Origin of the sequence: Antarctobacter sp., from assembly GCF_048262615.1 — a bacterium.
In the GTDB taxonomy this organism is placed as follows: Bacteria; Pseudomonadota; Alphaproteobacteria; order Rhodobacterales; family Rhodobacteraceae; genus Antarctobacter.
The window spans coordinates 57,557-72,681 of the sequence record NZ_JBLXFB010000011.1; the positions used below are offsets into that span (position 1 = coordinate 57,557).

The following is a 15,125-nucleotide window of genomic DNA, read 5'->3' on the forward strand; positions in this document are numbered from 1 at the left end:
TTGTTGGGATCAGGATGGGATCAGGATTGCGCGCGGGGCAGGTTTTTCCGGCTTGCGCACCGCCAAAGACCTGCTTCGGGCAGAAAATGTGCAATTGTGGCGCCTATGTGTGCAAAATTGCGCCCAAAACTGTATACAATAATGGATGCGAAGCTGATAGTCAGCTCGGCCTTGTCCGTCCGTTGCCGAATCGCAAAGATGGACCGGCAGGAAAACGGCGGCAGTACGGTATGAACAGTTTCCACAGTAAACCTTGGTCCAGCGAAACCGTCGCCGCCGATCTGGAACGCGCGATCCATGAACACCGCCTGCCCCCCGGCACAAAACTGGGCGAGGATGAACTGGGCGAGGCCTATGGCATCAGCCGCACCATCGTGCGCGCCGCCTTGCTGGCGCTGTCGCATCGTCATCTGATCGAACTGAAACGCAACCGGGGCGCGTTTGTCGCGCAGCCGTCCGTGCGCGAGTCGCGCGAGGTTTTTGAGGCCCGCGCCCTTCTGGAGCCGCGCACCGCCCATTCCGCCGCCGAGCGCATGACCGAGGACAACCTCACCCTGCTGCGGGAAAACATCGAACAGGAACACGCCGCGCTGGATGCGCGGGAAAATGGCCGGGCGCTGTTCCTGTCCGGCCAATTTCACATTGAAATCGCGCGGATCGCCGACCAGACCACCATCGAGGCCTTTGTGTCCGAACTCATCTCGCGGTCGTCGCTGATTATCGCGCTGTACTGGCGGCGGCGCGCGGCGATGTGCGAAACGCAGGCCCACCACGCGCTGCTGGACGCCTTTGCCGCCCGCGATGGTGCGCTGGCGGAACAGTTGATGAAAAGTCACCTTCTGGACCTTGTCGCCTCTTTGGACCTGCGCAATGTCACCCAACCCCCAACCTCTCTGCGTGAGGCGCTGAACCGATGATCCCGGCCTATCGCACCGCCACTTTGGCCGAGGTCCGCACGATGCTCGACTGGGCCGCTGCCGAAGGCTGGAACCCCGGACTGCACGACGCAGAGGCCTTTTACGCGACAAATCCCGGCGGCTTTTTCGTCGCCGAGGTGGACGGAACGCTGGCTGCGGCCATTTCAGTCGTCACCCATTCAGACGATTTCGCCTTTCTTGGCCTGTACCTGTGCCGCCCAGAGTATCGTGGCCGGGGAATAGGCTATTCCCTTTGGGGGCATGCCTTGAAGCAGGCGGTAAACCGGACCGTCGGGCTGGACGGCGTGCCCGAGCAAGAGGCCAATTATGCCAAGTCGGGCTTCGTTCGGACCGGTCGAACGCGTCGGTATTGCGGAACGCTACCCGCCACCCGGTTGTCAGTGCCGATCGCCGAGGTCAATGATGCAGAGACGCTTATCAAATTGGACCATGCCGCAAACGGATATGCGCGGCGGCGCTTTCTTGAGACATGGACAGGCCAAAGCGATACCCGAAAAACCATCCTGCTCAGACGTGGGGATGCGATGTCGGGGTTCGCGACGGCGCGCCTATGCCGACAGGGGTGCAAGATCGGGCCGGTGGTGGCCCCGTCCGTCGAGGACGCTTTTGGCCTTGTGCAACAGGCCGCCGCAGCCCTTGATCAGACAGACGTCATCGTCGACGTTCCAGACCATGCCACCGGTTTGACAGAAGTGTTACGTGGCGCGGGCTTTGTCGAGACCTTCTCGACCGCGCGCATGTACCGGGGCACCCCGCCCACCGTGGGCGAGACGCTGCACGCCATTGCCACAATGGAACTGGGCTGAGGGTCTGAAGGGCCCCCGTGGCAGACACCCCGCAACGCCCGCGCAAACCGATATCACGTCCGGACAGAACACAGCGCCGGTCAATGCTGCCCTTGTTCAAAGGTCGCCAAAGCGGCGGCCAACAAGGGGTGATCCTTCGCATGGTCCTGCACCGGGATTCCGGCCCGTGCCGCGTCTGCCGCCTGTCGCAGAGATGTCACGCCAGCGCCCGGTCCATCGGGATGGCTCATGATGCCGCCCCCTGCGCAGAACAGAAAATCCTGATTGCCAAGGAAGGCCGCGCATTCGCCCATCTGCCAGACTGTCTGGCCCGATGAAAAGACCGGCAAGGCAGACCGGGCCGTTCCCGGCAACGCGGTTTGAACGGCCCTTGCAGCCTCCTTCACCAGGTTGTCCGGCTCTGTGAACTTGTTGCGCAGTCCGTTCACATGCAGATGGTCGGCACCCGCCATTCGCCAGATTTTTTGCTGCACCGGATATGAAATGCCAATGTCCGGCGACCGTGACATCAACCCCCATCCGTTCCGGTGCCCGTGAAGCGGAAGCTTTGACCGGTCGCGCAGAAACCGGATGCCGCTCAGCCCGACCCAGTTGAGCGAGACCATGGCGCATGTCGCGCCAAGACGCTCCAACAGGTCAGCGCGCTGCGCCATCTCGTCAATCTCACCGGTGATATTGAACGCATACATCACCTTGCGCCCCGTCGCGTCGGCATGGCGGTTCAGCACGTCCATAACAGCCCTTGCCCGGTCTTCCAGCGTATTGCCGGGTCCGCTGGACTGCAATTCGTCGTCCTTGATGAAATCGACACCGGCCGCGGCCAATGTGTCGACAAGCGCGGCGGTGTCCTCGACCGTCAGGCCGATGCTGGGCTTGATGATGGTCCCGATCATTGGTCCCTCGGGCACGCCCATCAGTTGACGGGTGCCCTCAATGCCATGGGCCGGTCCCGGAAGTGCAGCGGCAAAGCGTTCTGGCACCTCCAGTCCGATCAGGCGAATGGCCGATATCTCGGCCAGCTCAAACAGGTTGCCGGCGATTGTCGCCATGAGGTTCGGCAGAGACGGTCCGATATTGTCGACCGGCCAGCTGAGCCGGACAAGTCCCCGCTCATAGGTGTCAACCGTCAACCGGCACGGCAAGGCGGGTGTCCCCGAGGTGCCTGTCACCTCGATATGTTCGACCCGCGCCGCAGCGCGGTCGCGCAATTCGTCGGTTTCCGAGGCAAGACGCACGAACGTTCCCGTCGACTGCTCACCGGCGACCACGGCTGCGGCCCGTTCCAGACCGACAGGTGACTCGATTTCATATGTTGCCTCAAAACGTTCTGCGCTCATGTGCGTTTACCCCCTCCGTCGCGAACCCAGCCGAAATAATCGGGCGAGCCCATTTGTCCGCCCTTCAGGGCAATTTCCAAACCGTCCATCGGCCCGGTCGCCCGCGCGCGACAGATCGCAGCGCCGGGGATCGTCGGGGCCACCGCTTCGAGCGCGTAGATGCCAAGCGCCTCGCAGACCCGGCCAGAGGTGTCGCCGCCCGACACCGCGATACGGCGCAGGCCCAGATCATCGACCAAGGCCCGCATGATCCGCCCAAGGGCGCGCCCGATCAGGTCGTTGGCATGGTCCATGTCGCCAGCGGCGGCCTTACGGACGCGATCCAATGCGGGATCGTCGGGCCCCTCTGCGGTAAAGACGATTGGCGGCATTCCGGCGGCGCATGCGTCCTTGGCCGCTGCCAAAGCCTGATCCTCGGCGCGGGAGGCGTCACGTCCCAAAAGGCTTGCCGCGTCGAGGCGAATGGGCGCGAACCCGTTGCTGCGGGCCCACGATATCTGGGCCGCGCTGGTCGGCGAGACAGACCCCGAAACAACGGCAAACCGGTCGTCGCGTCCCAGACCCGGCGGCGCAGGCTGGGTATCGATCATGCCTTTGCTCTGCAGGTATGAGACCAGAGCATATTCCACCCCCTGCGATCCGACGACAAAGCGGCTGTTATGCCGGTGGTCCCACAACAGCCGACCGACCTGGGCCTGTTGTTCAACAGAGATCATGTCCACCGTCCAGATGTCCGGGGCCCCGGAGAATTTCTGATCCGCACACCCCTTGGCAAAGTCTTCCAGCGTGATGCACCCTGTGGGGATCTGCGTCTGCGCCGCCAGATGACGCGCGACGTCCGCCTCTGCCATCGGGGTGACAGGGTGATGGGCCATGACCGGATGCCGGTCCAGCCGATACACGCCATCGGCGGCGGAACAAAAAAGCGACCCGAATGCCTGATAGCGGCGCATTTCCGGGGCCGCCGTGACCACCGCAACAGGTGCCGCCCCAAAGTGCTGACGCCCAATGTCGATGGCCTTGCCAATTGATCCGACAGACGGGGAGGAATCGAGCGTCGAGCAGATCTTATAGTGGATGAACTCGGCGCGGGTCCGATCAAGGAAATCATAGATCGGGGGCAGGTTGTCGGCCATCCAGGCTGGCGACCGCGTCCGGGCCAGCGTTGCAACGCCGATGCCCGACAGTCCCCTGCTTGCCGCCAAGGCCTCTGGTCCGGGGGCCGACAAATACAGGAGAGACCGCAGCCCTGCAAAGCTGAGAACCTCCATGACGGCGGCGGCACCGGTGAAATCGTCGCCCAGCCACGCCACCAAAGGTCGGTCGAAGCTGTTGGCAGATACATCGCTCATGCTATATATCACCTCATCATACCAGTTCGGATTTAAACCCGAACCATCGCGAGGTCAACGGCGCTTAGGGTCTATAGAGTTGACTTCCTGTCCTCTGATCGGGGATCTGGCATTAAAAAAGACGGACCGTGAAACATGTCGACCGACACACCACCCAAACCCACGGACAAGATCGTCAGGCTGAAGCTCTCTGAGCAAGTCCTTGACCGCCTGCGCGAAATGATCCGCAGCGGCGATCTGAAACCGGGGGACTACATGCCCTCTGAACGGGCCCTGATGGAGCAGTTCAGTGTTGGCAGACCGGCTGTTCGGGAGGCATTGCAGTCTTTGCACACCCAAGGGCTGATCACGATCAGCCACGGCGAGCGTAGCCGGGTGAATGAGTTGTCGGCCAATCTGGTGCTGGACCAAAGCGATATGGTCGCGAACATCCTATTGGACGCGGTGCCCGCCAATCTGGAACACCTGAAAGAAGCGCGCCGCATGTTCGAACTTGGGATCGTCCGGGCCGCCGCCGAAAGGGCGACGGACAAGGATGTCGAAAAGCTGCGCTCATTGCTCACCAAACAGCAGTCGTTCCTGACCCGTGAGCTGGATGTCCGAAACTTCGTCGAAACGGACATGGCGTTTCATACCGGCATCGCGGATATTCTGGGCAATCCGGTGATCACGGCCGCGTCCAGCGCCATGCTGCGATGGCTCCAGGAATATCATACGGCCCTGTTGCATTGGTCGGACAACGAACAGATCACGCTGGATGAACACGCCCGCATCATCCAGCGCATTGCCGCCAACGATGCCGACGGTGCCGTAGAAGAGATGAGCAGCCACCTTGATCGTTCGCGGGAAAAGTTCATGCCGCGCCGCACGTCCTGACTTTGCCGCTCGCAACGGGCGATGTCGCATGTACGTTCCGATCGGCCGGGCAGTCTGACAAATTGAGCACAGAACGTGCGCCATTTCAGGAGGTTTTGGGTGGAGAACGCAGACACTCTTTTGAAACTCTACGGAATTGACGACCCCACGCAGGTGATGCGGCAGGTCTCGGTTGGTCCGCTCACGTTCTTCTATTCGCAGGATGGGCTTCGACGCCTGTCGTGGCATGGAACGGAACTTGTCCGCGCTTTGGCCTGGCCCATCCGCGATGAAAACTGGGGCACCTATCCGGCGCGGCTCATCGCCGAGGCCATCGACGACAGCGACGGGTTTTCTGCCGATCTGACGTTCGAGGTTGGCGACGGCAGGTTGATCTGTGACCTGAGCGTCCGCGCTTTCGCCTCGGGCGAGGTGTCTGCCGAGCTGGTGATGACCCCCAAAGGCGGACCGTTTTCCACCAATCGCGCGGGGTTCACCGTTCTGCATCCGATCAAGGGCATTGCCGGGGCGCCGCTGCATGTGTCCCACGCCGATGGAACCGCGGAGGACACAGCGTTCCCCAAGCATATCCAGCCCGACCAACCGGTGAAGGACATCGCCGGGCTGCGCTACGGCCATGACGGTCAATCGGTCAAAATCATGTTTGACGGCGAAATCTTTGAGATGGAGGACCAGCGCAACTGGTCCGATGCCTCTTTCAAGACCTATTGTGTGCCACTGGTTTATCCCTTCACGTACACCATCACAGACCCAACGCGACAATCTATTCGCATGACGTTCTCCGGTAGCGCTGTGCCGGTGAAGGCTGGCGGCGCAGCGGCCGCCCTGAGGGTTGAAACCTCCAGCCGTCAGGCTCTGGACATAGGTCTGGCCGTAGAGACCGGCTGGTTGCCAAAGCTTGCCACCGCCGCACTCGATGTGTCTTACGTTCTGTTGCGCACCTCCCCCGGGGACACCGATCTGCCCACACTTGCCGCGTTTGCAAGGGACTTCCCCGCCACCGAACTAGAGATTGTCCTGCCGGACGACATGCCGGTCGACGACGGGTTGCGCGATGTGGCCGCGGAGATCGCGTCGGCGGGTCTTGCGCCGAACCGTGTCATCGCCCTGCGCGCCTCCTACCTTGCCAGCCACCAACCGGTCGGACCGTGGCCCGAAGGCCCCGCACCGAACGACATGCTGGGGGCCGTACGCGCCGCCTTTCCCCAAGCCGCTGTGGGCGGCGGCATGCTGACGAATTTCACCGAAGTGAACCGCTGTCGCCCGGACGTTGCAGGCTGTGATTACATCACACACGGGCTGACGCCGCTTGTTCACGCGGGCGACGACATGTCGGTTCTGGAAACGCTGGAGACCCTGCCGCAGATCTTCGACAGCACGGCGGCCTTGGCAAACGGTCTGCCTTACAGGCTGGGTTTGGCCAGCATCGGCATGCGCTCAAACCCCTACGGTGCCGCCGTGGCCGAAAACCCGACACAGGTGCGGCGCACCATGGCGCGGATCGACCCTCGGCACCGGGGGCTGTTCGGGGCCGCCTATGCCGTGGGCGTTCTGGCGGCGACGGAACACAGCACTATTCAGGCACTGTGCCTGGGCGCTCCGGTGGGGCCATTCGGTTTGATGTACAGTCCGGCAGAGTATCCGCAAGCCGGCTATGACAAGTCAGACCGGGTCGTTTACCCGCTGTACCACATCGTGCGCGCGGCCTGCGGTATGGCGGGGCACCCAAGGGTGTCGCTGGACGGATTGCCGGATGGTGTCGCCGGGTATGGCGCAGAAATTGACGGTACGTTTTGTTTCATGCTGGCCAATGTCACGGACAGGGCGCGACATGTGGAGTTTGGCACAGCGGCGAAGATCCTGCGCCTTGACGTGGAAACCTTTGATGCGGCCACCACGTCCGTTGACTGGCTGGATACGGCAACGCGATCCAAGGAGGCGGATCTGGAGTTGCAGCCCTTTTCGATTGCCTTCGTCACAACGGATATTTGGTAAGGCGTCACTCTGGACGTCGCGCGCCACAGTGCGTCGGAAAACCGCTGTGGACGTTGAAAGCAGGCGATCAATCAGAGGTCAGACTGGTCTCGCCCCGGATTGCCGCCCCGCACGTGTCTGTCGGGCCGAGGTCACAGCGTGCTGGTTGCGATCGTTTGACCCTCGGCGGCTGACCGATAAGCGGCCTCAACCAGCGTTAGTGTCCTGATGTTGTCGGCCCCTGAGGTTTCCGGGGCGGTGCCGTGCGTCAGACACTCGACGAAGTGTTTTTGTATGATGTAGACGCTTTCCTGAATGTTGTGCCACGGGCGTTCCGCCCAGTCCAAAAGCGGCGGAGACACATCGCGGGTCTCTATTGATCCGTCCGTGTGGATCTCAAGCCGATAGCCCGACTTCAGAAACAAAGACCCCTTGTCGCCATCCACTTCCAACAGCGTCTCGGGAAACGTCTCTGGCGTGCGCCGCGTGGCGTAGGAACAATCGACCACGCTGGCCATGCCGCTGTCGTGGGTCAGCAGGATGGTGGCGACGTCCTCGCCGGTGATGTTTGGATTGACCCGCGTCGTCTGCGCGGCAACCCGCGTGACATCGCCCATCAGCGCCCGCACGACATCCAGAACGTGAATGCCCAGATCCTCGATGATGAACCGCTGCCCCTTGGCCAGATAAGGCTGCCCCGAGAAGACATCATAACCGGACCGAAACGCCGCACGGCAGAAAAAAGGCGTGCCGATTGCATTGTTCCGCAGGGCGTCGATGGCGGCGCGGATGGGCGACTGCCACCTGAAGTTTTCGTGCACCATCAGAACCTTACCCGCCGCATCGGCGGCATGAACCATGGCACGGGCATCTTCAAGGGTCTCGGCAAAAGGCTTTTGGCAAATGACATTTACGCCTTTGCCAATCGCCAGTTCGACCAAGGCACGATGGCTGGACACCGTTGTGATGATGTCAACGAAATCCAGATCTTCGCTGTCCAGCATTGCGGCCGCGTCAGAAAACAGCGCCTTGATGCCAAAGGCCTTGCCCATACCGGCCAATCGGTCGGGGTCAGTGTCGCACAGTGCGACGATCTTGGCCCCCTCGACCATGTTCCAGCCGTTCAAATGGTTGCCGGCAAAGAACCCGGCGCCGATGATCCCGCCCCTCAGCATGGTCGGCTCAGGTGATCCGTTCGATGCTGGCGGCGATTTCGTCAGGTTCGAAGACGCGCTTCCAATCATCTTTCATCAGCATCGGCAGGCCGTTTTCGATGGCCTTGTAGCAGGCATCCGAAAAGACGCCGTCGATATGGCCAAAGGTCACCGCGCCAAGGATATTCATGTGACCCAGCAGGAAATCGCGGGCAGCCTCTTCCGGCACGCCGCGGGCGACAACTTCGTCCATCGCCTCTTTCATCACATACAGCAGCGACGCACAGACGGTTTCGGAAAGACCCGGTTCCAGCAGCGCCAGTTGGTCGACCGTGACGCGATGCGACCGCACAACCGGCGCATAGATCGCCTTGCCCACCTTTTCGCCAAGCGCATAGTGTTCATCCGGCCCCTGCATCAGCGCGTTGACGATGCCCTGTTTTGCGGCAATGCCGCCAAAGTGGTCATTGCGGCCCTCGGCGGTGTCCTCGTCGTTGAAGATCGGCGGATGGCAAGGGTGGGTGATGAAATAGGTGACGTCTTCGCGTTTTGGCAAATGCCCGGCAAAGGGCCCCGCCGCGTCCAGACAGATGACGATTGCGCCCGGCTCGACCATATCGATGATCGCATGTGACACTACCTTGATCGCTGTGTCCGGCACCGCAAGTAGAACAACCTCAGCGCCTTTGAGCGCGTCTTCGGCGGGCACGCAGGTCTTGCCCAATGCGTCCTTCAACCGGGCCTGCCCGGCCTCGGAAATCTCGACGTGCGCAACGTCAAAATCTGTATCAAGCAGGTTGCGGGCACTTCGCATACCCATTTTTCCGCCTGCACCAAAGAGTGCGACCTTCGTCATGAGAATCTCCTCGCCAACTGGTATGATAACTATATGATCATGACTGAACGAGCGCAATACCAGACTTTCTCGCGCTCCGGACACCCGGAGAACGTGCAGGGGTAGCTGGCGAATACGCGATTTTTCGGTCCGAAACGACGGGTCAAGAAACCGTTTCAGAGGGGCGGTTTCGGCCTCGATACCCGGCGCAGCATCTACGCCCCCCCTGTCCGGAGCAGTCATTGGACCTGACAAGGCGCACCGGCATATCTGCGCGCCGTGACGAAACCGGTGGCGCGGGATGGGTCGCCTAGCACGGACCAAGGATGCGCGCCCCGACCTTGACGAAAGATCCGGGGCGACGCAGGTCCAAACCGTTTACCCGCGCGCCGCGACCTTGCCTTGATAGCTGTCCAGATCACGGATCAGGTTCTGGCCGGTGGGCACATCCATCCGGCGACAGAATTCATCCCAGATGGCCCCGAACGGCATATCCTTGAACTCTTCCGTCACCACGAAACGGGTCGTGAAATCCAGCGCGGTTTCGGCGGCCCTCAACCGATCCAGCGGAAGCAACAAAGACCGCAACAGCGCCTTTTGCATGTTCCGGGTGCCGATGACCCAGGCCGCCGTGCGGCTGATGGTGGCATCGAAGAAATCCAGCCCGATATGCGTGCGGCCCAAAAGATCGCCGCTGACCAGTTCATTGGCCATGGCCTGAATATCGTCGTTCAGCAGGATCACGTGATCGCTGTCCCACCGCATCGGGCGCGAGACATGCAGCAACAATTCATCCAGCGACAAGGCACAGGCGGACAGTTTGTCGGCGATGTTCTCTGTCGGATGGAAATGCCCCATGTCGAGGCACAGCAGGGTGCCTTTGCGGATCGCGTAGCCAAAGTAGAATTCGTGGCTGCCAACGGTACAGGCCTCTACCCCGATGCCGAACAGTTTGCTCTCGACCGCGTCGCGCATCATGGCCCGGTCCTGCTGCGGGGCCAGCATCTGGTCCAGCGACTCTTGCAGCCGGGCGCGCGCGGCCATGCGGTCAATCGGCGTGTCCTTGAACCCGTCCGGCACCCAGATGTTGTTGAGGCAGGGGCTGCCCTGCGCCGCCCCCATCTGCGCCGCGATATCCCGGCAGCGGCGGCCGTGTTCGATCCAGAAGTCGCGGATACCCTTGTCAGGGTGCGCAAGGGTCAGGTTATCGTCCGCCTTGGCGTGTGCAAAAAAGGTCGGGTTGAAATCCAGCGCGACACCGGTTTGCGCGGCCCAGTCCACCCAAGGGGCGAAATGGCGGAACTCGATCTCATCGCGGTCCGGTGTTTCGTCCGTGTCCATGTAGATGGCATGCAGGTTGAGACGGTGACTGCCGGGAATGTTTGCATAGGCAAACTCCAGATCGGCGCGCAACTCGTCCGGGGTGCGGGCGCGCCCCGGATGATTGCCCGTCGCCTGAATGCCGCCGCCCGAGGTTCCGGTGGATGTCTCAAACCCCACAACGTCATCGCCCTGCCAGCAATGCATGGAAATCGGGATGGTCTTGAGGGCGTCAATCGCGGCTTCGGTATCGACACCCCAATCGGCGAACTGCGCCTTGGCGCTGTCATAAAGGTTCATGGTCTTCCTCCCTACGGCGCGATGGGAGTGCATCCCACCGCCCGCCCCTGTCTTAGCGCGTAAAGGCCTGCACGTTTCCGGCATCGACGTTCAGAATGTTGCCGGTCGACTTGGCCGACGTCTCGGCGGCAAAGAAATAAGCCGCCTCGGCGATGTCCTCGGGCAAGACGGACCGTTTCAGCAGCGACCGCTTGCGGTACATCTCTTCCAGACCGTCCTTGTCGGTGCCGTATGTTCCGGCGCGCTGTTCCAGCCATTCGCCTTCCCAGATCTTGGAGCCGCGCAAAACCGCGTCAGGGTTCACCACGTTCACCCGAATGCCCGCTTCGGCCCCTTCGAGCGCCAGACAACGCGCCAGATGGATTTCCGACGCCTTGGCCGTGCAATAGGCAGAGGCATTCGGGCTGGCGGCAAGGCCGTTCTTGGAGGCGACAAAGACAATCGAACCGCCCATTCCCTGCACGCGCATCACCTTGAACGCTTCGCGCGAGACAAGGAAATATCCCGTCGACAGGATCTCCATGTTCTTGTTCCACAGCGCCAGCGTGGTTTCCTCGACCGGGGCCGACGATGCGATACCGGCATTGGAGACAAGGATATCCACGCCGCCAAATTCGACCGCCATTTCGGCATATGCGGCGGCAACGGCGTTTTCGTCGGTGACGTTCATCATGACCGTTCGCACCACGTCCTTGCCGTACCGTTTGGCCATGGCGTTTTGGGTCGCCTTCAGGCTGTCCTCTGCGATATCGGCCAGCATCACGCAGGCGCCTTCGGCCAGATAGCGTTCCGCCGTGGCCGCGCCGATGCCGCCTGCCCCGCCGGTGATCAGCGCCACCCGGCCTGCCAGCGATTTCGGTTTCGGCATCCGTTGCAGCTTGGCCTCTTCCAAGAGCCAGTATTCGATGTCGAACGCTTCTTGCTCCGGCAGGCCGGTGTATGCGCTGACGGAGGACGCCCCGCGCATCACGTTGATCGCATTGACGTAGAATTCACCCGATATCCGCGCCGTGGCCTTGTCCTTTGCAAAGGTGATCATGCCGACGCCGGGCACAAGGTAGACCACCGCGTTGGGATCGCGCAGCGCCGGGGAATCGTCGTGTTTGCAGCGGTCGTAATAGGCCTTGTAGTCTTCGCGGTAGGCGTTGATCTGCGCGGGCAACCCTGCCAGCACTTCCTCCAGATTGCCTTTCGCCGGGTCGAAACGCACCACCAGCGGGCGGATCTTGGTGCGCAGAAAATGGTCGGGGCAAGAGGTGCCCAGCGCGGCCAGTGGCTCCATCCCCTTGGCATTGACGAATTCCAGCACCGCCTCGCTGTCGTTGAAATGGCCGACCATGTGCTGGTTGCCGGACACGAATCCGCGAATGGCGGGCATCAACCGTGCGGCAACCGCCCGGCGTTCGGCGGTCGGCAGGCTCTGGTGCATCGCGCCGCCAAAGGCCGCGACGCCTTCGGTCTTTTCCGTCAGCCATTTGGTGGCGGTATTGATCACCTCAATGGTCTTGTCATAGCAGGACTTTGCCGTGTCACCCCAGGTGAACAGCCCGTGGCTTTCCAGCACGACGCCATCGGCATCGGGGTTTTCGAGACAGAATTTCTCCAGCCACAGCCCCAGTTCGTAGCCCGGCTTTTTCCACGGCAGCCAGCCGATCTTGTCGCCAAACACCTCTTGCGTCAGGTCTTTGGAATTCTTCGACGCCGCAATGGCGATGATTGCGTCGGCATGAACGTGATCGACATGCTTGCGCGGCACATAGGCGTGCAACGGCGTGTCGATAGAGGCAGCGCGCGGGTTCAGCTTGTAAGTGCAATGGGGCAGATAGGCGACCATTTCGTCTTCGAACGCGACCCCGCGATACAGACCTTTCAGCGCCTGCAACTTGTCCATGTAGAGCGTTGCAAACCCGTCCATCGTGATCGAGCCGATGTCGCCGCCCGACCCCTTGACCCAAAGCACCTCGACCTGCTCGCCGGTCAGGGGGTCGACCTCCATCACCTTGGCTGACGTGTTGCCGCCACCGTAATTGGTCACCCGCTTGTCGGACCCCAGAATGTTGGAGCGATAAAGCAGCAGCTCCGACTCGGTCATGTTCTGCGCTTTGCTTTGATCCCAGCGGTTCTCAAGAAGCTGATTTTCTGTGGTTTTCAACATGGCGTCCTCCCATTTGGCGCCTGGCGCCCGCGATAGATTGTTGCCGGGAAATTGCGCCGGGTGCGGCGCAATGTCAATCTAAAACAATCACAACCAATCATGCTGCGCCGCAGAATGATTGGTTGTGATCAAAATTGATTGACAGAAGCGGCGAATCTGGCCAGTGTCATCGGCAAGGGAGGACCAGATGCACGAGAAAGAGCGCCACAGGATCATTCTGTCTGCCGTACAGGACAGGCCGGTCGTGACCGTGATCGACCTGTGCAATCTGACCGATGCGTCCGAGGCCACGATCCGCCGCGACATCGCATCTCTGGACACCCAGAAAAAGCTGCGCCGGGTGCGCGGTGGCGCAGAGGCCATCAGCCCGCCGCAATTTGTGGGCCTTGCCGGTCGCCCCTTTTCCGTCAGCGAAACCATGCACAGCCGCGAAAAACAGGCGATTGCCCGCGCCGCCGTCGATCTGTGTTCGGATGGCGATTCAATCATCATCAACGGTGGCACAACCACCTTTCAGATGGTGCATCCGCTGGCCTCGCGCCGGTGTCAGGTCTTTACCAACTCGTTCCCCATCGCCGAGCACCTGCTGAAGCATTCCAAGAACACTGTCATGCTGTCCGGCGGGGTGATCTACCGCGAACAGAACATCATCCTGTCCCCCTTCGACAATGACGTGACGCGGAATTTCTATGCCCGCCGCATGTTCATGGGCGCGCAGGGGCTGGGACCGATCGGTTTGATGGAGGCCGATCCGCTGCTGATCCAGGCCGAGCAAAAGCTGATCGGTCAAGCCGACGAACTGGTGGTTCTTGTCGACAGTTCAAAATTCGAAAACCGGTCAAGTCTGGTGCTTTGCCCACTGGACCGCATTGATACCGTGATCACCGACGAGGGGATCACGGACAAGGCCGCCGCCATGCTTGAGGCCGCGGACGTAACGCTGATCGTCGCCCAGTCCGGCGCGGTCCAGCAGGAGGGCGAGGCAGCCACATAGCTGACCTCAACACGAAACGTGATCTTAGGGAGGACACCATGATCCGTCGCAACTTTACCAAGCTTCTCGCCGGGGCAAGCCTTGCCGCCAGCCTCATGGGCACCAGCGCCATGGCGCAGGACAACATGCGCATCGCGCTTGTGGTCAAGGCCCTTGGCATCGGCTTCTTCGAGGCCGCTCATAAAGGCGCCGAAGAGGCTGCCGCAGAATTGGGCGGGGTCGAGATTATCTACACCGGACCGACCGGAACCACCGCCGAAGAGCAGATCGAGGTCATCAACTCCCTGATCGCGCAACGAGTCGACGCCATCGCGGTTTCGGCCAATGACACCGACGCGCTGGTTCCGGCCCTGAAAAAGGCCATGCAGCGCGGCATCACCGTGATCTCATGGGATTCAGGTGTGGCTCCCGAAGGCCGCCAGATGCACCTCAACCCCTCGTCCAACCCGCTGATCGGCAACATGATCATCAAGCTGGCCGCCGATCACCTGCCCGATGGCGGACAGGTAGCCCTGTTGTCGGCCACCACCACCTCGACCAACCAGAACATCTGGATCTCCGAGATGGAAAAGGTCATGGGCAACTATCCCGGCATCGAGGTGGTGACGACGGTCTACGGCGACGATCTGGCTGACAAGTCCTACCGCGAGGCGCAGGGGCTGATGCAAAAGTACCCTGACCTCGACGCGATCATCGCGCCGACCAGCGTGGGCATCGTGGCGGCCGCACAGGCCGTCGTGGACGCCGGCAAGGTGGGACAGGTCAACGTGACCGGCCTTGGCCTGCCTTCGGAAATGGCGGGGGCCATCGACAGCGGCGCGTCCAAGTCCTTTGCCATCTGGAACCCGATCGATCTGGGGTATTCGGCGACGATGATCGCCCACGCCCTTGCCACCGATGCCGCCAAGGCAGAGCCGGGTGCCGAGATCCCGATGGGCCGCATGGGCACCGTCACGCTGGACGAAAACAACGAGGGCGCGATGGCCGATCCCTTTGTCTACGACAGCTCGAACATCGACGACTTCAAATCGATCTTCTGATCGTCTGATCCGATGTCCTTCGGCCCCGGCGCTTTGACGTGCCG

At 61.5% G+C, this 15,125-nt stretch carries 12 protein-coding genes; 6 read left to right on the forward strand and 6 right to left on the reverse strand.

Features of this window, described 5'->3' with window-relative positions; all coding sequences use genetic code 11:
- The first annotated feature begins 230 nt into the window (after positions 1-230).
- Both ACN0S5_RS13545 and ACN0S5_RS13550 read left to right on the forward strand, forming a co-directional pair.
- Positions 231-917 carry a GntR family transcriptional regulator gene (locus tag ACN0S5_RS13545; RefSeq protein ID WP_417209040.1) on the forward strand — a complete coding sequence of 229 codons (687 nt, stop codon included), beginning with the start codon at positions 231-233 and terminating at the stop codon, positions 915-917.
- A complete protein-coding gene (locus ACN0S5_RS13550) occupies positions 914-1,744 on the forward strand; it encodes a GNAT family N-acetyltransferase (protein WP_417209042.1) in 831 nt (276 codons plus the stop codon). The genes ACN0S5_RS13545 and ACN0S5_RS13550 overlap by 4 nt, the downstream gene beginning before the upstream one ends.
- Positions 1,745-1,824: 80 nt before the next feature.
- Here ACN0S5_RS13550 and ACN0S5_RS13555 read toward each other — a convergent pair whose 3' ends face one another.
- A complete protein-coding gene (locus ACN0S5_RS13555) occupies positions 1,825-3,081 on the reverse strand; it encodes a ribulose-bisphosphate carboxylase large subunit family protein (protein ID WP_417209044.1) in 1,257 nt (418 codons plus the stop codon).
- Positions 3,078-4,433: a four-carbon acid sugar kinase family protein gene (locus ACN0S5_RS13560; protein WP_417209045.1), complete on the reverse strand. Its 1,356-nt coding sequence runs from the start codon at positions 4,431-4,433 to the stop codon at positions 3,078-3,080. The genes ACN0S5_RS13555 and ACN0S5_RS13560 overlap by 4 nt, the downstream gene beginning before the upstream one ends.
- A gap of 135 nt (positions 4,434-4,568) precedes the next feature.
- Here ACN0S5_RS13560 and nanR point away from each other — a divergent pair, with 135 nt between their 5' ends.
- Together nanR and ACN0S5_RS13570 are read left to right on the forward strand one after the other, a co-directional pair.
- Positions 4,569-5,309 carry a transcriptional regulator NanR gene (nanR, locus tag ACN0S5_RS13565; protein ID WP_417209046.1) on the forward strand — a complete coding sequence of 247 codons (741 nt, stop codon included), beginning with the start codon at positions 4,569-4,571 and terminating at the stop codon, positions 5,307-5,309.
- A 99-nt stretch (positions 5,310-5,408) separates the two neighbouring features.
- The gene (locus tag ACN0S5_RS13570) at positions 5,409-7,304 is read left to right on the forward strand and encodes a hypothetical protein (protein WP_417209048.1); all 1,896 of its coding nucleotides are present in this window, start codon (positions 5,409-5,411) and stop codon (positions 7,302-7,304) included.
- A 131-nt stretch (positions 7,305-7,435) separates the two neighbouring features.
- On the opposite strand, the gene ACN0S5_RS13575 is transcribed toward ACN0S5_RS13570, so the two are convergent.
- From ACN0S5_RS13575 to ACN0S5_RS13590, 4 genes are all read right to left on the reverse strand, one after another.
- Positions 7,436-8,458, reverse strand: coding sequence for a Gfo/Idh/MocA family protein (locus ACN0S5_RS13575; RefSeq protein WP_417209050.1), 1,023 nt, complete (start codon positions 8,456-8,458; stop codon positions 7,436-7,438).
- Positions 8,459-8,465: 7 nt separating this feature from the next.
- Positions 8,466-9,293 carry a phosphogluconate dehydrogenase C-terminal domain-containing protein gene (locus tag ACN0S5_RS13580; RefSeq protein WP_417209052.1) on the reverse strand — a complete coding sequence of 276 codons (828 nt, stop codon included), beginning with the start codon at positions 9,291-9,293 and terminating at the stop codon, positions 8,466-8,468.
- 357 nt (positions 9,294-9,650) lie between these two features.
- Entirely contained in the window at positions 9,651-10,892 is a 1,242-nt protein-coding gene (locus ACN0S5_RS13585) for an L-rhamnose isomerase (RefSeq protein ID WP_417209054.1), read from the reverse strand.
- Positions 10,893-10,944: 52 nt separating this feature from the next.
- The gene (locus tag ACN0S5_RS13590) at positions 10,945-13,047 is read right to left on the reverse strand and encodes a bifunctional rhamnulose-1-phosphate aldolase/short-chain dehydrogenase (RefSeq protein ID WP_417209056.1); all 2,103 of its coding nucleotides are present in this window, start codon (positions 13,045-13,047) and stop codon (positions 10,945-10,947) included.
- A gap of 187 nt (positions 13,048-13,234) precedes the next feature.
- Between ACN0S5_RS13590 and ACN0S5_RS13595 the strand changes: the two genes are divergently transcribed.
- Positions 13,235-14,041 (forward strand): DeoR/GlpR family DNA-binding transcription regulator, encoded by an 807-nt coding sequence (locus tag ACN0S5_RS13595; protein WP_417209058.1) that lies wholly within the window; start codon positions 13,235-13,237, stop codon positions 14,039-14,041.
- A 38-nt stretch (positions 14,042-14,079) separates the two neighbouring features.
- The gene (gene rhaS / locus ACN0S5_RS13600; protein ID WP_417209060.1) at positions 14,080-15,081 is read left to right on the forward strand and encodes a rhamnose ABC transporter substrate-binding protein; all 1,002 of its coding nucleotides are present in this window, start codon (positions 14,080-14,082) and stop codon (positions 15,079-15,081) included.
- Positions 15,082-15,125: the final 44 nt, after the last annotated feature.

Bases quoted from the DNA above. Each gene is read 5' to 3' on its own strand.
- ACN0S5_RS13545 (WP_417209040.1), top strand. From the start codon at position 231: ATGAACAGTTTCCACAGTAAACCTTGGTCCAGCGAAACCGTCGCCGCC.
- ACN0S5_RS13550 (WP_417209042.1), top strand. From the start codon at position 914: ATGATCCCGGCCTATCGCACCGCCACTTTGGCCGAGGTCCGCACGATG.
- ACN0S5_RS13555 (WP_417209044.1), bottom strand. From the start codon at position 3,081: ATGAGCGCAGAACGTTTTGAGGCAACATATGAAATCGAGTCACCTGTC.
- ACN0S5_RS13560 (WP_417209045.1), bottom strand. From the start codon at position 4,433: ATGAGCGATGTATCTGCCAACAGCTTCGACCGACCTTTGGTGGCGTGG.
- nanR (WP_417209046.1), top strand. From the start codon at position 4,569: ATGTCGACCGACACACCACCCAAACCCACGGACAAGATCGTCAGGCTG.
- ACN0S5_RS13575 (WP_417209050.1), bottom strand. From the start codon at position 8,458: ATGCTGAGGGGCGGGATCATCGGCGCCGGGTTCTTTGCCGGCAACCAT.
- ACN0S5_RS13580 (WP_417209052.1), bottom strand. From the start codon at position 9,293: ATGACGAAGGTCGCACTCTTTGGTGCAGGCGGAAAAATGGGTATGCGA.
- ACN0S5_RS13585 (WP_417209054.1), bottom strand. From the start codon at position 10,892: ATGAACCTTTATGACAGCGCCAAGGCGCAGTTCGCCGATTGGGGTGTC.
- ACN0S5_RS13590 (WP_417209056.1), bottom strand. From the start codon at position 13,047: ATGTTGAAAACCACAGAAAATCAGCTTCTTGAGAACCGCTGGGATCAA.
- ACN0S5_RS13595 (WP_417209058.1), top strand. From the start codon at position 13,235: ATGCACGAGAAAGAGCGCCACAGGATCATTCTGTCTGCCGTACAGGAC.
- rhaS (WP_417209060.1), top strand. From the start codon at position 14,080: ATGATCCGTCGCAACTTTACCAAGCTTCTCGCCGGGGCAAGCCTTGCC.